This window comes from Pantoea sp. IMH (genome assembly GCF_000599885.1).
GTDB lineage: Bacteria > Pseudomonadota > Gammaproteobacteria > Enterobacterales > Enterobacteriaceae > Erwinia.
On sequence record NZ_JFGT01000007.1, the window covers coordinates 164,103 to 182,495 of the forward strand.

Annotated in this window: 19 protein-coding genes; 6 read left to right on the top strand and 13 right to left on the bottom strand. The window is 54.2% G+C overall.

The genetic code is table 11. The features are described from left to right. Position 1: 1 nt before the first annotated feature. Positions 2-373 (bottom strand): CopC domain-containing protein YobA, encoded by a 372-nt coding sequence (gene yobA, locus EA20_RS0118805; RefSeq protein ID WP_024968303.1) that lies wholly within the window; start codon positions 371-373, stop codon positions 2-4. A 157-nt stretch (positions 374-530) separates the two neighbouring features. On the opposite strand from yobA, the gene EA20_RS0118810 reads away from it, so the two are divergent. The 3 genes from EA20_RS0118810 to exoX all read left to right on the top strand — a co-directional run bounded on the left by EA20_RS0118810 (position 531) and on the right by exoX (position 2,325). Continuing rightward, a complete protein-coding gene (locus tag EA20_RS0118810; RefSeq protein ID WP_024968304.1) occupies positions 531-761 on the top strand; it encodes a DNA polymerase III subunit theta in 231 nt (76 codons plus the stop codon). Between the two features lie 79 nt (positions 762-840). Next, positions 841-1,599 carry a carbon-nitrogen hydrolase family protein gene (locus tag EA20_RS0118815; protein ID WP_024968305.1) on the top strand — a complete coding sequence of 253 codons (759 nt, stop codon included), beginning with the start codon at positions 841-843 and terminating at the stop codon, positions 1,597-1,599. A gap of 60 nt (positions 1,600-1,659) precedes the next feature. Beyond that, positions 1,660-2,325: an exodeoxyribonuclease X gene (exoX, locus tag EA20_RS0118820; protein WP_024968306.1), complete on the top strand. Its 666-nt coding sequence runs from the start codon at positions 1,660-1,662 to the stop codon at positions 2,323-2,325. Here exoX and EA20_RS0118825 read toward each other — a convergent pair. The 3 genes from EA20_RS0118825 to EA20_RS0118835 all read right to left on the bottom strand — a co-directional run bounded on the left by EA20_RS0118825 (position 2,319) and on the right by EA20_RS0118835 (position 6,038). Next, complete coding sequence (locus tag EA20_RS0118825) at positions 2,319-4,382, bottom strand: oligopeptidase B (RefSeq protein WP_024968307.1); 2,064 nt, start codon at positions 4,380-4,382, stop codon at positions 2,319-2,321. The genes exoX and EA20_RS0118825 overlap by 7 nt on opposite strands. A 136-nt stretch (positions 4,383-4,518) precedes the next feature. Next, positions 4,519-5,169 carry a tellurite resistance TerB family protein gene (locus EA20_RS0118830; protein ID WP_024968308.1) on the bottom strand — a complete coding sequence of 217 codons (651 nt, stop codon included), beginning with the start codon at positions 5,167-5,169 and terminating at the stop codon, positions 4,519-4,521. 491 nt (positions 5,170-5,660) lie between these two features. After that, the gene (locus tag EA20_RS0118835) at positions 5,661-6,038 is read right to left on the bottom strand and encodes a YebG family protein (RefSeq protein WP_024968309.1); all 378 of its coding nucleotides are present in this window, start codon (positions 6,036-6,038) and stop codon (positions 5,661-5,663) included. 138 nt (positions 6,039-6,176) lie between these two features. On the opposite strand from EA20_RS0118835, the gene purT reads away from it, so the two are divergent. Continuing rightward, positions 6,177-7,355, top strand: coding sequence for a formate-dependent phosphoribosylglycinamide formyltransferase (gene purT, locus EA20_RS0118840; RefSeq protein WP_024968310.1), 1,179 nt, complete (start codon positions 6,177-6,179; stop codon positions 7,353-7,355). Between the two features lie 36 nt (positions 7,356-7,391). Here purT and EA20_RS0118845 read toward each other — a convergent pair whose 3' ends face one another. The 9 genes from EA20_RS0118845 to zwf all read right to left on the bottom strand — a co-directional run bounded on the left by EA20_RS0118845 (position 7,392) and on the right by zwf (position 15,497). Then, a complete protein-coding gene (locus EA20_RS0118845) occupies positions 7,392-8,030 on the bottom strand; it encodes a bifunctional 4-hydroxy-2-oxoglutarate aldolase/2-dehydro-3-deoxy-phosphogluconate aldolase (RefSeq protein WP_024968311.1) in 639 nt (212 codons plus the stop codon). Positions 8,031-8,591: 561 nt separating this feature from the next. Further along, the gene (locus EA20_RS0118850; protein WP_024968312.1) at positions 8,592-9,182 is read right to left on the bottom strand and encodes an ATPase AAA; all 591 of its coding nucleotides are present in this window, start codon (positions 9,180-9,182) and stop codon (positions 8,592-8,594) included. Next, the gene (locus tag EA20_RS0118855) at positions 9,179-9,616 is read right to left on the bottom strand and encodes a PTS sugar transporter subunit IIA (RefSeq protein ID WP_024968313.1); all 438 of its coding nucleotides are present in this window, start codon (positions 9,614-9,616) and stop codon (positions 9,179-9,181) included. The genes EA20_RS0118850 and EA20_RS0118855 overlap by 4 nt, the downstream gene beginning before the upstream one ends. Before the next feature lie 9 nt (positions 9,617-9,625). Continuing rightward, a complete protein-coding gene (locus EA20_RS0118860; protein WP_024968314.1) occupies positions 9,626-9,895 on the bottom strand; it encodes a hypothetical protein in 270 nt (89 codons plus the stop codon). Between the two features lie 73 nt (positions 9,896-9,968). Continuing rightward, complete coding sequence (locus EA20_RS0118865; protein WP_024968315.1) at positions 9,969-10,811, bottom strand: class II fructose-bisphosphate aldolase; 843 nt, start codon at positions 10,809-10,811, stop codon at positions 9,969-9,971. Then, complete coding sequence (locus EA20_RS0118870) at positions 10,798-12,165, bottom strand: PTS sugar transporter subunit IIC (protein ID WP_024968316.1); 1,368 nt, start codon at positions 12,163-12,165, stop codon at positions 10,798-10,800. Before EA20_RS0118870 ends, EA20_RS0118865 begins: the two co-directional genes overlap by 14 nt. After that, entirely contained in the window at positions 12,158-12,472 is a 315-nt protein-coding gene (locus EA20_RS0118875) for a PTS sugar transporter subunit IIB (RefSeq protein WP_024968317.1), read from the bottom strand. The genes EA20_RS0118870 and EA20_RS0118875 overlap by 8 nt, the downstream gene beginning before the upstream one ends. A gap of 10 nt (positions 12,473-12,482) precedes the next feature. Next, positions 12,483-13,463 (bottom strand): 6-phosphofructokinase, encoded by a 981-nt coding sequence (locus tag EA20_RS0118880; protein ID WP_024968318.1) that lies wholly within the window; start codon positions 13,461-13,463, stop codon positions 12,483-12,485. Positions 13,464-14,021: 558 nt separating this feature from the next. Further along, entirely contained in the window at positions 14,022-15,497 is a 1,476-nt protein-coding gene (zwf, locus tag EA20_RS0118890; RefSeq protein WP_024968320.1) for a glucose-6-phosphate dehydrogenase, read from the bottom strand. Positions 15,498-15,881: 384 nt separating this feature from the next. On the opposite strand from zwf, the gene EA20_RS0118895 reads away from it, so the two are divergent. Then, a complete protein-coding gene (locus EA20_RS0118895) occupies positions 15,882-16,757 on the top strand; it encodes a MurR/RpiR family transcriptional regulator (RefSeq protein WP_024968321.1) in 876 nt (291 codons plus the stop codon). A 103-nt stretch (positions 16,758-16,860) separates the two neighbouring features. Continuing rightward, entirely contained in the window at positions 16,861-18,303 is a 1,443-nt protein-coding gene (pyk, locus tag EA20_RS0118900; protein ID WP_024968322.1) for a pyruvate kinase, read from the top strand. Positions 18,304-18,393: the final 90 nt, after the last annotated feature.

The following is an 18,393-nucleotide window of genomic DNA, read 5'->3' on the forward strand; positions in this document are numbered from 1 at the left end:
CTTATTTCACGCTGAAACGGTAGTTCCCTTTGGTTTTGTGACCATCGACCGAAAGGACGTGCCACTTCACCTGATAATCCCCGCTCGCTAACGGTTTTTCGAGCGGCACAATCAGCTGGTTATGCTGCTTTGGCGCACGCTCTGCCTCCTTCATCGGCATAGCCTGCTGCTGTGCGTTGCTCACCTCGACGCCGCTGAAAGCCGGCTCAATATCTTCCGAAAAGGTCAGCGTCAGTGCCTGAGGAGAAACTTCCATCGTGGCGTTTGCCGCCGGATACTGACTTTTCAGATGCGCGTGCGCCAGCGCCTGCTGGCAAGAAAAGGCAGACAGCATCGTCAGTGCCAAAACCATAGAGAACTTACGCGTAAACATCGTATTATCCTTATCTGAGCAGCCTGGTTGCTGCGTGACGCCGCAAGAATACTCCGCTTAAAATAGCGTGTCGAGCCGATCGGGACGTAACGGCACGGCGGGACTTGCGAAAAGGTCCTGACTCCTTTATTTTTGGCCCGACTAACGGGAGAGAAACATGCAATACAACCTGGCAGAACTGCCTCAGGATGAGAAAGATAAGGTGAACGTTGATCTTGCCGCCGCTGGTGTCGCGTTTAAGGAACGGTATAATATGCCGATCGTGGCCGAAATGGTTGAGCGTGAACAGCCTGAATCGCTGCGCGACTGGTTTCGCCAGCGCCTGGCCCATCATCGTCAGGCGTCGCTGAGTCTGTCCCGGCTGCCATATGAACCCCGGCAGAAATAGCATTCCGTTCCCGTTGTTATGTTTTTCCCTGCCGCGTCAGTTGTGATAGCGGCCTGTGCCCCTCTTCTCAGGAGAATCTATGTCCGTCTGGAGTATTGCTGCCGCCCAGTCCGGATCGCGTTCCGGCGACATTGACTGGAATATTTCGCGCCATCTCGACTTTGTGGATCAGGCCGCCGAGCACAGCGTTGATTTACTGATTTTTCCTGAGCTTTCCCTGACGGGTTATGAACTGGCGCTGACTCCCTCGCTGGCGATGTCCCTTGAGGATCCGCGACTGGAGGTGTTTGCCAAAGCCGCCATCCGCCATCAGATGGGGATCGTGATCGGACTGCCGCTGCAGGATGGGCCAGATACGCTGCTCGCCGCAGTGGCGTTTTTACCCGAAGGTACCCGTATTTCCTACGGTAAACGTAAGCTGTTCGGCGATGAAAAGTTATTCTTCAAAGCGGGACAAAGCGTGCCGCTGTTTGGCTACCAGCAGCATCATGTGGCGATGGCTATCTGCGCCGATATCAGCGTTGAATCCTACGCGCGTGACGCCGCGCAGCGGGGTGCCAATCTTTACGCCACCGGCGTGCTGGTGTCTGAGAAAGGCTACCATAACGACTGTGAATATCTCGCCCGCTGGTCACGCGACTATAAAATGGCCGTGCTGATGGCTAATCATGCTCTGCCGACAGGCGGTTATCAGAGCGCTGGTAAGAGCGCGCTGTGGGACGAAAGTGGACGCCAGGTTGTGCTGGGCGGCGGCGGCGAAGAATTAGTCATTGCCCGACGCAAAGGTAAACTCTGGCAGGGCGAAGTGCATACCGTTGCCTGTCGCTCTGCGGTCTGAAACTTATCAAGTACAGTGCAGGCTCCTGCCTGCCAAACGGCTTTCTGAAAAGGATCTATGTTGTTACGCGTAATTGATACCGAAACCTGCGGTCTGCAGGGCGGCATTGTGGAAGTGGCTTCAGTGGATGTCGTTGACGGCCAGATCGTCAATCCGATGAGCGATCTTGTCTGCCCCGACCGGCCTATCAGCCCGCAGGCGATGGCGATTCACCGTATTACCGAAGCGATGGTCGCAGGTAAGCCGCCCATTGAGCAGATTGTCAGCCGCTATCACGGCAGTGACTACTATGTTGCGCATAATGCCAGCTTCGATCGTCGCATGCTGCCAGAGATGCCGGGCGAGTGGATTTGTACCATGAAGCTGGCGCGAGGTTTATGGCCCGGTCTGAAATACAGTAATCAGGCGCTGCGCGACGCGTTGCAGCTGGATGTGACGCCGCCTGCAGATCTGCATGCCCACCGGGCGCTCTATGACTGTTACGTGACAGCGTCACTTCTGATCCGTATTATGTCCTTCTCTGGCTGGGATGCGGCTGAGATGGTGCGAAGAATGCAGGTAAGCGGTTCCAGCACCACCTTTCCGTTCGGCAAGTATCGCGGCAGTAAAATCGACGACGTGGCTAAACGCGATCCCAGTTATCTGAAATGGATGCTGAAAAATATCCGGGATCTTAAGCCCGACCTGCGCAGCGCCATGGAGCGCGCCCTGTCGGCCGATCAGTGAGCCGTACCGGTGCCCAGCGTTTCCTGGGCGAGGCCAATCAGAAAAGCGTATTCCAGCGCCACACCCTCATAAGATTTGAACCGGCCTGATTTCCCGCCATGACCGGAATCCATGTCGGTACAGAGCAGCAGCAAATTATCATCCGTTTTCATCTCACGCAGCTTCGCCACCCACTTTGCCGGCTCCCAGTACTGCACCTGCGAATCATGCAGGCCGGTGGTGACCAGCATATGCGGATAGGGCTGCGCGGAAATGCAGTCGTAAGGGCTGTACTGGCGCATATAGCGATAATAATTTTCATCCGCCGGATTGCCCCACTCTTCATATTCACCGGTGGTGAGTGGGATGGTTTCATCCAGCATCGTGGTCAGCACATCCACAAAAGGCACCTGTGCCACCACGCCATCAAAACGCTCAGGTGCCCTGTTGATCACGGCCCCCATCAGCAAGCCCCCTGCGCTACCTCCCATGGCGTAAAGCTTATCGGGATTGCCATAGCCTTTGGCGACGAGCGCGTCGGTGACGTCGATAAAATCGTTGAACGTATTCATCTTGTTCAGCAGCTTGCCCGCCTCATACCACTGCTGTCCCAGCTCGCCACCGCCGCGTATATGCGCCAGCGCATAGACGAAGCCCCGGTCCAACAGGCTGAGACGGCTGCTGCTGAAGTCAGCATCCATGCTACTGCCATAAGATCCGTAGCCATAGACCAGCATCGGGTTTTTACCCGGCCTGAAATGTTCCCGGTGATACACCAGCGAAACGGGCACTTCGACGCCATCCCGGACTTTGATCCAGTGATGTTCACTGCGGTAAAGCGTGGCATCAAAACCTTTCACCTCAGTCTGTTTCAGCACCCGTCGCTCGCCGCTGTCCATATCCAGCTCAAACAGCGTGTCCGGGGTGGTCATTGAGGAGTAGCCGTAGCGTAACTTGCTGGTTTCAGGGCTGGGGTTATAGGAGAGCCAGGTGACATAGGCCGGATCGTCAAAGGCAATCCCAAAAGTTTCACCGTTTTTCCGGCAAATCTGCCGCAGGCTGGTCAGTCCACGCTGCCGCTCCTCCACTACCATCCAGTCGCGAAATACCGTGAAGCCCTCCAGTACTATATGTTCCCGTGCCGGAATAAGCGTTTCCCACGCCTTCTCAGCAAGTAAACCGGTGCGATAAAGCCCAAAATTTTTCCCTTCACGGTTGGAACGCAGATAGAAGTTATGCTGATAGTGATCGAGCGTGTACTCATGATCCTTACGGCGTGGACAGAAGACCTGCGGCCTGGCGTCTGCATATTCCGCGTCCAGCAGCAGAACCTCACTGGTGGTGCTGCTGGAAAGCGAAATCAAAATAAAGTGCTCGGAGGTGGTTTTATGCAGGCTGACGTAAAAAGTGTCGTCCTTCTCCTCATAAACCAGTTCATCCTGCTCCTGCGGCGTGCCTACCCGGTGACGCCAGACCTGCCACGGCAACAGCGTTTGCTTATCCTTCAGCACGTAATAGAGCGTACGGCTGTCGTTAACCCAGACGAAACTTGAGGAGACGTTTTCCAGTACTTCTGGATACCAGCAACCGGTTTCGAGATTGCAGAAGCGGATGCCGTACTGCCGGCGGGAGAGGAAATCTTCCGCCAGCGCCATGGTCTGGTTATCGGGAGAAATGCTCAGCCCGCCCAGCGTATAGAATTCGCTGCGCGCCGCGCGCTGGTTGCCATCAACCAGCGTTTCCCAGATCTCTGGCGTGGCCGTGTCCGCAGGCTGACGCAGATGAATAGCGTACTCGTTTCCCTCCTCATAGCGGCGCTGGTAACGGTAGCCGTTCCGTACCCAGGGTACAGAGTGATCCTGCTGCGGGATGCGATCCATCATTTCCCTGAGTAACCGTTCCTCCAGCGCCTGCTGAGACTGCATAACTTCTCTGCCGTAATCATTCTCGGCATGCAAATACGCCAGCATGGCAGGATCTTCCCGGCTGTCGTCACGAAGCCAATAATAGTTATCGGTACGGGTCTCGCCGTGCAGGCGCATTTCAAAAGGGATTTTTTTTGCTACTGGTGGTTTCATATTGCCTGCCCCGCAAAGTGAGAAAGATGACATAAGGGTGGCATGTTGTGGCGCTTAAAGCCAGGCGGCGGAGAGGGAGAATTTTAAAATGGTGCGTTAAAACAGCGAGTTGGGGCGGACAGGCCGCCCCGGAAATTCAGGCGGTGAGCTTCTGTTTTTCTTCACGAATGTCGCGGGCGATGCTGTCGCGGACATCCTCAGGGATCCTGAGCTCGTCGCCCAGCGCCTTAAGGTAGCTGCGTTCCATAAAGTGGTCGAGGTCGATAACGAGATTACTGAGGTAATAAACTTCCAGCGCTTCCTCTTCGTTTTTGACGTCGTGCGCCAGTTTTTGCGGATCGAGTGGCATCTCAATGGCCTGCTGGATTAGCCGTTCACCTTCCTGCCCGAGTCCGGCCTGATGGATATGTTCCCCGATCGCTTTTCGCTCATCGCCATCGATATGACCATCGCTTTTGGCCGCAAACACCAGCGCCTGCACCAGGCGTTCGGCACGGCGATCCACCGGCGAAGCGGCCTGAGCTGGCTGAGCGTCATCACGCCGGGCTTCGCCCACACGCTGCTTATATTTGTTCCACAGAACCGCACCGGCCGCCGCACCACCGCCGATAATCAGGGCGTTTTTGCCATATTTACTCAGCAGACTGCGGGAGGATTTGCTGCTGATCAGCAGCGTGGCGAGCCCGCCCAGCGCACCTGGCGCCAGCAATTTACTTAGCCCTTCTCCACCGCCAGGCTTGCTTTTGTTCCCCATCAGGGACTGAATCTGTTGCAGCCAGTTGGTCATTGTCTTCCCTTATTTTACTGGAAACCTCCAGCATAGTGAGAGCGACGTCAAGTTGCGTCAAGGGAGGCAAAGCCTGGAAAAGTTGAACTTCAGGGAGAGGAGAAAGACGCTGAATAAGCAGACACGTCGGATACCGGATAGCAAAAGAGTCAGAACGTAGTACAAGCCAGAGCCTGAGTTGAGGCAAACGCCAAACTCATATTGAGCTGGGCGTAATGCTGTAGCAGGTCGCCTGCAATCGTTTAAGAATACCGCGCCGCGCTACCCCGGAGAGATAAGCAGCGGCTCAGGGGCAGGAAGGCGTTTCCGTCATCACCGCAGGCAGCACAAGCCGGTTGGGTTCAGCGGGAGCAACTCTTACACCGGCGCTGTCGCTCACCACTCCGCGGGCCAGGCTGTCACCTTACCGCCCTCTGCTTAACAGGCGAGGCCTGAATACCTGAGACCCTACAGCCGCCATCAGCCATCATCATTCACCTGCCAACCTGATATCAGGCGGCCTTAGGACGCCCCTTCGGTTTTGATAGGGTGGCATCCGCATGCTCTTCTGCCGCCGCTGGGGAAGATTCCTGCTCTTTGCTGAGATCCTGAACGGCACTCTCCGGCCCGGCTTGTACGGCGCTGGCATCAACGTCAGGCATTTTGCTGGTGCGCAGTATATGCTGTACTGCGTCTTTATTCTCCGCAAGGAACAGGCCGAGCGCTTCGCACTGTTCCTCCTCCATCGCCAGCGGGCCGGCACTTAACCAGTCGCAGAACACTTCCGCCATATCGAGCATTTTGTCATACGCGTCAGCTTCTTTTTTACTGGCGAATGTCATTTTTTCCTCACCTTTTCTGACGACAACATATTTGATTTCAACAGCCATAGTTTCCACCTGGGTTACTGTATTTTTATACAGTATATCAGCAGCTGTTTTCCAGCTCAACCCCGGAAAGCAGATGTATACGCAAACGTTTTCGTTTATACTGCGCCCGCGTTTTTTTCATCCATTCGGGGAGAAGCTATGACAACTCTGGGAACCGCGCTGCGCCCTGCCGCAACCCGCGTAATGCTGTTAGGTTCAGGTGAACTGGGCAAAGAAGTCGCACTGGAATGCCAGCGCCTCGGTGTGGAAGTGATCGCGGTTGACCGCTACGCCGGAGCGCCCGCGATGCATGTGGCCCATCGCAGCCATGTGATTAATATGCTGGATGGTGAGGCGCTGAAGGCCCTGGTTGCCCAGGAGCGCCCCGATTTTATCGTGCCGGAAATCGAGGCTATTGCTACTGATATGCTGGTTGCGCTGGAGAAGCAGGGAGAAAATGTGGTGCCCTGCGCCCGTGCCGCACAGCTGACGATGAACCGTGAAGGTATCCGGCGTCTGGCGGCAGAGGAACTCGCCCTCCCCACTTCCCGCTACCGCTTCGCCGACAGCCGCAGCGCATTCGACCAGGCAACAACCGACATCGGCTTTCCCTGTATCGTTAAGCCGGTGATGAGTTCTTCCGGTAAAGGTCAGAGTTTTATTCGTGAAGCCGGGCAGCTTGACGCCGCCTGGGAGTATGCCCAGCAGGGTGGCCGTGCGGGAGCAGGACGCGTCATTGTGGAAGGCGTGGTGAAATTTGATTTTGAGATTACCCTGCTCACCGTCAGTGCCGTAGATGGCATCCATTTTTGCGCCCCGGTGGGTCACCGGCAGGAAGATGGCGACTATCGTGAGTCCTGGCAGCCGCAGCAGATGAGCGATCTTGCCCTTGAGCGTGCGCAGGCTGTTGCCGCTAAAGTAGTGAGCGCGCTGGGTGGCTATGGCCTGTTTGGCGTTGAACTCTTTGTTTGTGGTGATGAGGTGGTGTTCAGTGAAGTCTCACCCCGGCCACACGATACCGGCATGGTTACGCTGATTTCCCAGGATCTCTCTGAGTTTGCCCTGCACGTCCGTGCCTTCCTCGGTCTGCCGGTAGGTGGAATTCGTCAGTATGGTCCTGCGGCTTCTGCGGTAATTCTGCCTGAATTGCACAGCGACAATGTGCAGTTTGCGAATCTTGATCGGGTTCTTGGTGCGGGGTTACAGCTCCGCCTGTTTGGCAAACCTGAGATTCAGGGAGAGCGCCGGCTAGGCGTCGCGCTCGCCAGCGGCGACAGCATTGAGGATGCCGTTGAACGCGCCACCCGCTGCGCGGCGGGCGTGAAAGTCAGCGGATAGCGCGTAAACCGCACTTCAGGTGCGGTTATATTTTGCTTAGCGGGCGCCAGCGACCGCTTCTTTTGCCAGCTGAGTAATGCGATCGTAGTCGCCGGCCTCCAGCGCATCCGCCGGCACCAGCCAGGAGCCACCGATGCAGAGCACGCTTTTCAGGGCAAGATAATCACGATAGTTCGCCGGTGAAATGCCGCCAGTCGGGCAGAACCGCACTTGTGGGAAAGGTCCGCCAATCGCCTGCAGCGCCTTGACGCCGCCATTGGCTTCTGCCGGGAAAAATTTGAACTCCCGCAGCCCATAATCCAGACCGGTCATCAGTTCTGAGACGGTACTGATGCCGGGGATCAGCGGCACCGGGCCGTCAACCGCCGCTTTTAGCAGCGAATCGGTAATGCCGGGGCTGATAACGAACTGTGCACCCGCATCCGTCACCTGCTTCAGCTGCTCAACGTTCAGCACGGTGCCCGCACCCACAATGGCTTCCGGCACTTCCCTGATCATCGCTTTGAGGGCGTCCATTGCACAAGGCGTACGCAGGGTGACCTCCAGAACTTTTACGCCACCCGCCACAAGCGCCTTCGCCATCGGCACCGCGTGCTCAAGTTTGTTGACGACAATCACCGGCACAACCGGGCCCGTGGTCAGAATCTGTTCTGCGCTTGTTTTCCAGTTACTCATTAAGCTGCTTCTCCTGTTAAACCCACCTCTGCACTCACGGCGAGGCGGCAAAAAGCGACGCACGCGGCGTCCGGAAGTAAATGCTGCATCTACCATACAGGATGTTGACGCTCTGCGTCCATGCGCTGGCGCAGTTTTTGAAACTGCGGTTCATTTTTTTAATGTGCCTTGTTTATCTTGAAATAATAGAGGCACTGAAAACCACGCAGATGACGGGCAAACGGAACGCGAAAAGGACAGATATGAAACGTAAAGCGTCCCATCCCTGGGGCGGCGCTGGTCGGGAAAGGCGTTGCTGTTGCGTCTTTACGGGTAAGCCCTGCTCCCGACTCCGGCACTTTACTGTAACATCAGGCGCTGAAAGCGTCTCAGGCGAGCTGTCCAGGAGCACAGTTACACCTCGTAAACGAACTATCGGGATCTTCAGGCACTTGAGCAGATCAAACGACGTTTCCAGGAGTTCAGGCAGACCTCTTAAACAACTCCTCCATACCTCACGCTTGTACGTCTTAAACAAACCTACATACCTCACGCCTGAAAGTCTCTGATAACAGTTCCAGCTTAACTGACCGGTTGGGAGGGATGATGACCGTTAATCACCTGCGTAACAGAAGAGGAAAACCAGCCGCTGAGCCAGCGATCCAGCCCGGCATAATCGACATGTTTCCCCTGTGCCAGCTCATAGACCGGCCCCAGCGCCAGAGGTTTTGCGCGTTGAGCGAGTTTATACAGCTCTGGCAGATAATCTTCGCCAGGATGACCGTGCTTACGCTCGTGCAACCGCGCGCCGTAACGCGCCACAGCCTGGTCTGGCGAGATCTCGTTCCAGATCTCCAGCACCTGCTCAACCCCGGCCTGTTCGAAAATCGCCTGCCAGAAAGCGGATGGCTGAAATCCGAACCAGGCATCCACCACATAGACGCATTTACTGGGCGCCTGTGAAACGATGCTGCCAATGACCTGACAGGCCGCGCGTCCCAGCTGACGATTGGTGTCACGGTCTAAATCAGGATAGTGCGCCATGAAAGGTTCTTTAATGTCGTCAACAGAGAGCGAAGGCCAGTTGAAACGATCGGTCAGATGGCGTACCACGGTGCTTTTACCCGAGGCGGGTACGCCATTTACCAGCACCAGCTTTTTACCGTATGTCATAGGATAGCCACCACTTGCTCTGGGGTACGAGCCTGGCGTAGCTGGCGCAGCACCTCTTCGTCATCCAGCAGGCTCACAATGGCGCGGATGCCCTCTTCGATATGCGAGTTACTGTCACAGGCAGCAAACATAATCACGATATCCGCTTTATCACTGTCGTAAAACTGCACGGGTTCATCCAGCACCACAAGACTGAAACCGTTTTTGATCACCCCGCACTCCGGACGCGCGTGCGGCATGGCAATCCCCTCATCAAATACGTAATAGGCGCCATGTTCCAGCGTACTCTCAATTACCGCCTGCCCGTAGCGCTCTTCAATGTAGCCGTGGGCCACCAGCGGCTGGGCCGCCAGACAGATAATTTTTTGCCAGTCCTTTTCTTTTACCCCGACCTGAATCGCCTGGGCATCAATTAATAACTGTTTAATCGTCATATTTCCTCCCTAAATATTACGGCGAATAGTATTGCGTAATTCATCAATTTTAATGAACAGTGCATCCACCTGCTGGCGATGCGCCGGGCTTTTGGCAAAAACAGATAATGCACGATTATAACGCAGCATCAGCGTCTTTTGCGTTTCGCCATCACGTGGGTCCGCCGCTAATTGCGTTTCCAGACGTTGCAGCTCCGTCATTAATTCTGCAGCTTCCTGCTGAACATCGCCCTGCGCTTCCGGCGCTTTGTTAAATAAAGACTTTATGGATGAAAACATATTATCCTCCCGGCCCCGCCGGACAAGCCGGGGCCTTTTGCAGTTAAGCAAATAAAATTTAATGACGGCGGATTTATTTAAATAAGGCGATTTTTTCCATTAATACATTCGTGACGGCCTGGTTTGCAGGAATAAGGAATTTGCGCACGCTGTCGTTAACTTTGCCTTTATCAAAGGTGGCCTTACATTGCCCGACCCACTGCACGTTCATTTCGGTGCCGACATTGACCTTATCAATGCCTTCGGTCACGACTTTACGCATATCTTCGTCGCTGACGCCGGTGCCACCATGCAGCACCAGCGGCTTGCCGGTAACTTCACTGATGGCCGCCAGACGCTGATGCTGGATCTGGGTTTTCCCGGTATACATGCCGTGTACGGTACCGATAGAGACGGCCAGCATATCCACATCGGTGGCGGATGAATAACGCATGGCGTCCTCAACGGTGGTGAATTCAATCGCGCTCATATCAACCGATTTACCATCTTCAGTGCCGCCAATGGCACCCAGTTCCCCTTCTACGGTAATGTTTCGCGGCCGGGCCAGCGACACCACTTTTTTGGTGTTTTCAATGTTCTCTTCAATCGGCAAATGCGAGCCGTCGTACATCACCGAGCTGAATCCGGCATCCATGGCGGTGGTGATATCGTCGATGCTTGAGCAGTGATCAAGATGCAAACACGCCGGAACATTATGGCTTGCCGACAGCGAGCAGACGGAATCGACTAACAGCTTATGGCCCAGGTATTCAGCCGTACCGGTCGAAATCTGGATCATCAGCGGGCTGTTGGTGTTTTGCGCGGCCTTGAAAAAGGCCGGCAGCATTTCCAGACAATGTAAGTTGAATGAGCCGACCGCTTTAAAATTACGTTGCTTAGCGACAGTCAGAAGATCGGTGAAATTATACAGACTCATGGGCCTTCTCCTCGTGGTGCTTAGTAGATTTGCCGTTGACGAACCAGGCAAGTAAGGTGACAAACAGAATGAATACGCCGACAAACAGCCAGTTATTCTGGAACGCGTGGCCCATCAGCAGGCCGCTGCTGATAACATCGGAATCGCTAAAGGTCACGCCGGTGAAGCCGTAGCTCTCCAGCATCGGCACCAGTATCGCGGGCAGGAAGGTGATAAACAGACCGTGTACGATGCCGCCGATGACCGCTCCCCGTCGACCACCCATAGCATTGCCAAACACCCCTGCCGTACCGCCGGCAAAGAAGTTGGTGAGCAGGCCGGGCAGAATCATTGCCAGACCAAACATCGGGAAGAGGATCATGCCGATAAGGGAGCCGACAGTAGTCGCCAGGAAGCCGACAATGACCGCATTGGGGGCATACGGAAACAGTACCGGACAGTCGAGAGCAGGTTTCGCGTCGGGGACTATCCGCATGGCGATACCGCGGAAAGCTGGCACCAGCTCGTTTAACAGCAGACGTACGCCGCTATAGAGCACAAAGACGCCCGCCACAAACTGAATGGCCTGCATAAACGCGTACATCAGGTAGTTGGTGCCACCGGAGAACTGCGCGATATAGCCTGGTCCCGCCGCCAGGGCCGGGATCAGATACATCGGCACCATGACCACCGCCATTGAGAAATAGGTGTCTTGCAGGAATTTGAAGTTGTCCGGCAGTTCCAGATCTTCAGTTGAACGGGAGCCCTTACCGACGACTTTGGCTACGGCGGCCTGGACCAGATAACCGATGGTACAGAAATGCCCCAGTGCGACATCGTCAGAGCCGGTGATCCGCCTTACAATCGGCTGCGCCAGCGCGGGCATCAGTACCGCCATGATGCCGCCGAAGATCCCGCCGGTCAGAATCAGTGGCAGGCCAGTCAGGCCGGTTTTATAGCCGATGACCGCGCCGATGGTTGCCATCCACAGCAACGCCTGTCCGGTCAGGAAGATATATTTGAACGGCGTAATGCGGGCGATAATGATATTGACGGCGAAAATAACCATCAGGGTAAGCGCCACTTCCGAGCCGAGTTCACGATTAGCCAGGCCCGCTATCGCCGCCACGTCGGTGATGTAACCCTTCATGCCGAAACCATGCGTAAATATATCGTTCAGGAAGGTCAGCGTGGCGACGATAATATTGATCCCCGCCATCATTATCAGAAAGCCCAGTAGCGTCTTAAAGGTGCCTTCCGCCACCTTACCCAGTGATTTTTTCTGCAAAATCAGCCCAAGCATGGCAATAAATGCGATAAGGATGGACGCCTGTCCGAGCAGATCTTTGACGATGAAGTTAATGAAACTAGTCATGTTCCGCCACCTTCAGATTATGCATTTTCATATAGGCGAGAATTTTCTCTTCAATTTCTGCCTTATCTGTGAGCCGGTTTAATATAATGACGCGCCTGGCTTCTTCCGGCGTGGCATCGGCGGTCAGAATATCGGCAAAGGCTTTTTGCGTGAGGATCATATCCGATTTAAACGCGTTTGCTTCGGAAACCGTGGTGTGATCCAGTTTCGCCGGGATTTGTAATTTCTTAAATACGGCCTGCGCGCTCATTTCAATGGCAAAGCTCGACCCTAAACCGCAGCCACATACACAGAGAACTTTCAACATGGGAGTATCCTTAAATGATATGGATTTGCCTGGCCAGCTTATAATGATGCCCTTCGGTATCGACCAGCCGTTTTTGCATACTGACTAAATCAATCGGAATGGGCTTATTGCCCGCATTAATAATGATGGCTTTATTTCTCATTCCGGCGTTAATACAGCGAACCACTTCGCTCGCCATGATGGTGCCTTGATAGATCTCCTCACAGGTTGGGTCACCATTTCGCAATCCGTAGCCCAGCAGGGTTTTACGAATGCGAACGCCAATGCGCGGTTCAAGTTGTTTTATTAACGTATCGATAGCCCCCTGAAACCCCGGGGAATACTCTTTGGTATAGCCTTCAGAGCACAAAATAATGACGCTGTTCTGACCGGCAAGGCGCTGTTTAATCCGCTCTGCCAGGAGAGGGATCGGGATCTGGCATTCAGGGATTAACGCAAAATCCGCATTGCTCTTGATCGCGGCTTGTAGCGTTAACTCTCCGCAGTAGCCGCCTAACAGCTCCATCATAAATACCCTGCCCGGCAGCGCCCGTCCGGTATTTCGCAGTTTCCTGACTTCCATCATCACCTGTTCACAGGCGGTGGAAAAACCAATTGAGTAATAGCTGCCAAAGACATCATTATCGATGGTCATCCCTACGCCGAAGCAATTAACGCCGTATTCACTCAAATGATGTAAAAATTGCAGCGAGCCATCCCCCCCGGCCATTACCAGCACATCAATGTGCAGGCTTTTTAATTTTTTTGCGATAAGTTCATATTCGCTCCCCATCAGCTTTCTGTCGGTTCTGCCCGAAGCCATAACAGGAATGGCCGAGATGGAATAATCCACCAGATCGCGGGAACTTATTTCCTGATGCTGGTTTTCCAGTAACCCGACAATTCCCCCACTGAATAACGTCATTTCCGCACCGGCCTGCTGAGCCAGTTGAAATATAAAATTATTGATGCCGGAAACATCGCCTCCGCTGATTACCATTCCAATTTTCATTAACACCTCCCGAGTCATGGCGCAGGGAAAGTATTTACCGAATGCAAGACCCGAATTTGCAACGAATGTCACACTAAAAGGATTATTTTCATGCCGGGGAAGATTGACAGCAGGGAAGAAAGGCACTTTTTCGTGATGTAAATCACAAATAAAAAGTGTGAGGTATTTAACAAAGGTAAAAATTTAAATAATAAAATCATTAAGTTAAATTTCAGCCTTATTTCAGCACTCGAAAAGCACGTCGATATGAACTTATCTGGAAATTTCCGCTTCATTTTTGTGAAGCCTGACGCATTTTCTGGCGAGTTAAGGTGACTCAACGTCGCGTTCGAAACAGGGTGGTTTAACGAAAGTCGCAGCAGAGCATTTAGTGTCTTGCTGGCTGGTGAGGAGTAGCATTATTAACAGCGGTAAATATAGCCGTAGAATAGCGGCATTAATCACGCTAAAAAGTAGCACCACAGGAAGAGAAAAAGGCACAGAGAAGCAGACAAATCCGCTCCCGCTGTGCCTTTGTTTATCCGGCCATCACCTTCCGGCTCCGGCATGGACTAAATCTTATTCAAACTCATTCCATGAGCGGCCATCACGGGTAATCATCGCAACGGAAGCCACTGGCCCCCAGGTGCCGGCCTGATAGGGCTTAGGCGCTTCTTTATCTGACGCCCAGGCTTCCATGATGGAGTCGACCCATTTCCAGGCTTCCTCAACTTCGTCACGACGCACAAACAGCGCCTGAATGCCGCGCATGGTTTCCAGCAGCAGGCGCTCATAGGCGTCCGCCAGATGAGACTGATTGAAGGTTTCCGAGAAGCTCAGATCGAGTTTGGTCGTCTGGAGGTTATGCTTATGATCCAGACCCGGCACCTTATTCAGAATCTGAATATCGACGCCTTCGTCCGGCTGCAGGCGGATGGTCAGCTTGTTCTGCGGCAGTTCCTGCCAGGAATCCTTAAACAGGTTCAGAGCCGGGTTTTTAAAGTAGACCACCACTTCCGAACACTTGGAAGGAAGGCGCTTCCCGGTACGCAGATAGAACGGCACGCCCGCCCAGCGCCAGTCGTCAATGTCCACACGGATAGAGACGAAGGTTTCGGTATTACTGGATTTATTGGCGTCCTCTTCTTCCAGATAACCCGGCACTTTTTTCCCCTGAACGAAGCCAGAAGTGTACTGACCCCGGACGGTTTTTTCGCGCACGTTGCTGTGATCGATGCGGCGCAGCGAACGCAACACTTTCACTTTCTCGTCACGAATGCGGTCAGCGGAAAGATCGGCAGGCGGGGACATGGCAATCATAGTCAGAACCTGTAGCAGGTGGTTCTGAATCATATCTCTCATCTGTCCGGCTTTGTCGAAGTAACCCCAGCGGCCTTCGATACCCACCTCTTCAGCCACGGTAATCTGCACGTGGTCGATGGTACGGTTATCCCAGTTGGCGGCAAACAGCGAGTTGGCAAAGCGCAGCGCCAGCAGGTTAAGCACCGTCTCTTTACCCAGATAGTGGTCGATGCGGAATACCTGATTCTCTTCGAAATATTCCCCGACCTGATCGTTGATCTCACGGGAGGTTTCCAGCGACGTGCCCAGCGGTTTTTCCATTACCACGCGCGCCGGCTGTGCATTCAGTTTCGCCTCGCCCAGCCCCTTACAGATTGCGCCGAACGTGCCCGGTGGCATGGCAAAGTAGTTAATGGTGACGCGTTTTTTCTGATCGAGCATTTTGCCGAGCGTGGAAAAGTGCTTCACATCATTGACGTCGAGGTTACAGAAATCGAGCCGGCTACTCAGTTTATCCCACAGCGCCTCGTCGATTTTCTCCTTCATAAAGGTTTCCAGCGCCTCGCGCACGACCTTGGTGTAAGCAGCCTTATCCCATTCTGCACGGCCTACGCCAATAATACGGGATTCTTCATGAATCTGACCGGCTTTCTCCAGCTGATACAGGGAAGGCAGCAGTTTCCGGCGTGCCAGATCGCCCTTAGCACCGAATATCACCAGATCGCATGCCTGGGCTGTTTGTGTAACCGCCATTATATTCTCCTCGTTGCAGGATGAGCCTGACCTGCTGAATCCGTCTGCTCAGGCTCTTATTGTAATTTTCTTTCGACACAATGTACTGATTTGCCGGGTCCACGTAAACCGGACTGCCCGGCATAAGCACGCAGTGTTACGGTTCCGTCTGTTTTACCGCTCTCCATCGCCGGATGGACAAGCAGTTAATGCGTAATTTTTCGTCTTTTTTGTTACTGTGTTTACGACTCTGAAAGTCAGACACAGATCAAAGTCTGGTAAAAAAAGGCCACAAACCGCGTTACGCCTCTGCCGCCAGCCCGTTGGGGGCCTGTATATTCTCAACAAATTGACATTGATTGCACCTTTGATTGAAATCGTCAGAATGTATGAGTGGAAACCGTTATGAATATGCTGGAAAAAATCCAGACAAGCCTGGAACACCTTAGCAAATCCGAGCGTAAAGTGGCGGAGGTCATTCTGGCGTCGCCCGGCTCTGCTATCCACGCCAGCATCGCGTTGTTAGCCCGGGAAGCGGGCGTGAGCGAACCGACCGTTAACCGCTTCTGTCACCGTTTACAGACCAAAGGGTTTCCGGACTTCAAGCTGCAACTGGCGCAGAGCCTTGCTAACGGTACGCCCTATGTCAGCCGTCACGTCGAGGAGAATGACAGCGTTGAGGCCTATTCAGCCAAGATCTTTGAGTCCACAATGGCGTCGCTCGACCATGTAAAGAATAGTCTTGATGCCAGCGCCATTAACCGGGCGGTCGATTTACTGACCCAGTCGAAAAAAATTGCCTTTTTTGGCCTTGGCGCCTCAGCGGCCGTTGCGCATGATGCGATGAATAAATTTTTTCGCTTCAATGTGCCGGTTATCTATTCCGATGATATTGTGATGCAGCGTATGAGCTGCATTAATGGTGCGGAAGGCGACGTGGTGGTGCTGATTTCCCATACGGGCCGCACCAAATATATGGTCGAACTGGCCCAGCTTGCGCGGGAAAATGATGCCGCCGTGCTGGCGATCACCTCGCCGGGTTCACCCCTGGCGCAGGAAGCCACGCTGGCGTTGACGCTGGATATCCCTGAAGACACCGACATTTATATGCCGATGGTTTCCAGGCTGGCGCAGCTGACCTTAATCGACGTGCTGGCCACCGGGTTTACCCTGCGTCGCGGGAGTAAATTTCGCGACAATCTCAAAAGGGTGAAAACCGCGCTGAAAGAGTCACGACTCGATAAAGAAGCATCCGATCCCCTGCTCGTCCGAACACGATGAATGACTGCCAGTGGCCAGCTTCAGCGGCCCTGGCTGATAAAACAGCATGAACCTTTTCAGGGATTGCGCCTGCAATGCCTTTTCAAAGTCAACGGAGTCATACATGTCAAGACGTCTCAGAAGAACCAAAATCGTAACCACCCTGGGCCCGGCAACCGATCGTGATAACAACCTCGAAAAAATCATCGCTGCTGGCGCCAATGTTGTTCGACTGAACTTCTCACATGGCACGGCAGAAGATCATCTGCTGCGCGCCAATAAAGTCCGGGAAATTGCGGCGAAGCTGGGACGACACGTTGCTATCCTCGGCGATCTGCAGGGTCCAAAAATCCGCGTCTCCACCTTCAAAGAAGGCAAGGTTTTCCTGAGCATCGGCGAGCGTTTTCTGCTGGATGCCAGCCTGGGTAAAGGCGAAGGCGATAAAGAAAAAGTCGGTATTGATTACAAAGGGTTGCCTGCTGACGTGGTGCCCGGTGACATTCTGCTGCTTGATGATGGACGCGTACAGCTTAAGGTGCTGGAAGTACAGGGCATGAAGGTGTTCACGGAGGTGACGGTTGGCGGCCCGCTGTCAAACAATAAAGGCATCAATAAACTTGGCGGCGGCCTCTCTGCGGAAGCGCTGACGGAAAAAGATAAAGCGGATATTCTGACTGCCGCCAAAATCAGCTGCGACTATCTGGCGGTCTCCTTTCCCCGCTGCGGCGAGGATCTGAACTACGCCCGTCGCCTGGCACGAGATGCAGGCTGCGATGCGAAGATTGTGGCGAAAGTCGAGCGCGCAGAGGCGGTCGCCACTCAGGAGGCGATGGACGACATTATTCTGGCCTCCGACGTGGTGATGGTTGCCCGTGGCGATCTGGGCGTGGAAATTGGCGATCCTGAACTGGTCGGTATCCAGAAAGCGCTGATCCGTCGTGCGCGCCAGCTGAACCGTTCGGTCATCACCGCCACGCAGATGATGGAGTCGATGATCACTAACCCGATGCCGACGCGGGCGGAAGTGATGGACGTGGCCAACGCCGTTCTGGATGGCACCGATGCCGTCATGCTTTCTGCAGAAACGGCAGCAGGCCAGTATCCGGCAGAAACCGTCACGGCGATGGCGAAGGTCTGCCTCGGCGCGGAAAAGATCCCCAGCATTAACGTCTCCAAACACCGCCTGGACGTGCAGTTCGATAATATCGAAGAGGCTATTGCGATGTCCGCCATGTATGCGGCTAACCATCTGCAGGGCGTGACGGCCATTATCACCATGACCGAGTCGGGGCGAACCGCGCTGATGACTTCACGCATTACTTCCGGCCTGCCGATCTTTGCCATGTCCCGCCATGAGCGCACGCTGAACCTGACCGCGCTCTATCGTGGCGTCACGCCGGTCTTCTTTGACAGCAACAGCGATGGCGTCGCTGCCGCGCATGATGCAATCAATCTGCTGCGCGACAAAGGATTCCTGATGTCTGGCGATCTGGTTATCGTCACTCAGGGTGACGTGATGAGTACGACCGGCACAACGAATACCAGCCGCGTTCTGCGAGTCGAATAACCTCACTTTGATTGGGCCGTAAGGCCCAATCGGCTTGATTTCCTTCCCCCCACATCCGCCACCTAAGTTCCGCTACACACCTCGGAAATG

Coding starts and splice junctions, on each gene's coding strand:
- EA20_RS0118855 (WP_024968313.1), bottom strand. CDS start 9,616: ATGACGATTAAACAGTTATTAATTGATGCCCAGGCGATTCAGGTCGGG.
- EA20_RS0118815 (WP_024968305.1), top strand. CDS start 841: ATGTCCGTCTGGAGTATTGCTGCCGCCCAGTCCGGATCGCGTTCCGGC.
- EA20_RS0118865 (WP_024968315.1), bottom strand. CDS start 10,811: ATGAGTCTGTATAATTTCACCGATCTTCTGACTGTCGCTAAGCAACGT.
- EA20_RS0118870 (WP_024968316.1), bottom strand. CDS start 12,165: ATGACTAGTTTCATTAACTTCATCGTCAAAGATCTGCTCGGACAGGCG.
- EA20_RS0118845 (WP_024968311.1), bottom strand. CDS start 8,030: ATGAGTAACTGGAAAACAAGCGCAGAACAGATTCTGACCACGGGCCCG.
- purT (WP_024968310.1), top strand. CDS start 6,177: ATGACAACTCTGGGAACCGCGCTGCGCCCTGCCGCAACCCGCGTAATG.
- EA20_RS0118875 (WP_024968317.1), bottom strand. CDS start 12,472: ATGTTGAAAGTTCTCTGTGTATGTGGCTGCGGTTTAGGGTCGAGCTTT.
- pyk (WP_024968322.1), top strand. CDS start 16,861: ATGTCAAGACGTCTCAGAAGAACCAAAATCGTAACCACCCTGGGCCCG.
- EA20_RS0118835 (WP_024968309.1), bottom strand. CDS start 6,038: ATGGCTGTTGAAATCAAATATGTTGTCGTCAGAAAAGGTGAGGAAAAA.
- EA20_RS0118860 (WP_024968314.1), bottom strand. CDS start 9,895: ATGTTTTCATCCATAAAGTCTTTATTTAACAAAGCGCCGGAAGCGCAG.
- EA20_RS0118825 (WP_024968307.1), bottom strand. CDS start 4,382: ATGAAACCACCAGTAGCAAAAAAAATCCCTTTTGAAATGCGCCTGCAC.
- EA20_RS0118880 (WP_024968318.1), bottom strand. CDS start 13,463: ATGAAAATTGGAATGGTAATCAGCGGAGGCGATGTTTCCGGCATCAAT.
- EA20_RS0118895 (WP_024968321.1), top strand. CDS start 15,882: ATGAATATGCTGGAAAAAATCCAGACAAGCCTGGAACACCTTAGCAAA.
- EA20_RS0118850 (WP_024968312.1), bottom strand. CDS start 9,182: ATGACATACGGTAAAAAGCTGGTGCTGGTAAATGGCGTACCCGCCTCG.
- EA20_RS0118830 (WP_024968308.1), bottom strand. CDS start 5,169: ATGACCAACTGGCTGCAACAGATTCAGTCCCTGATGGGGAACAAAAGC.
- EA20_RS0118810 (WP_024968304.1), top strand. CDS start 531: ATGCAATACAACCTGGCAGAACTGCCTCAGGATGAGAAAGATAAGGTG.
- yobA (WP_024968303.1), bottom strand. CDS start 373: ATGTTTACGCGTAAGTTCTCTATGGTTTTGGCACTGACGATGCTGTCT.
- zwf (WP_024968320.1), bottom strand. CDS start 15,497: ATGGCGGTTACACAAACAGCCCAGGCATGCGATCTGGTGATATTCGGT.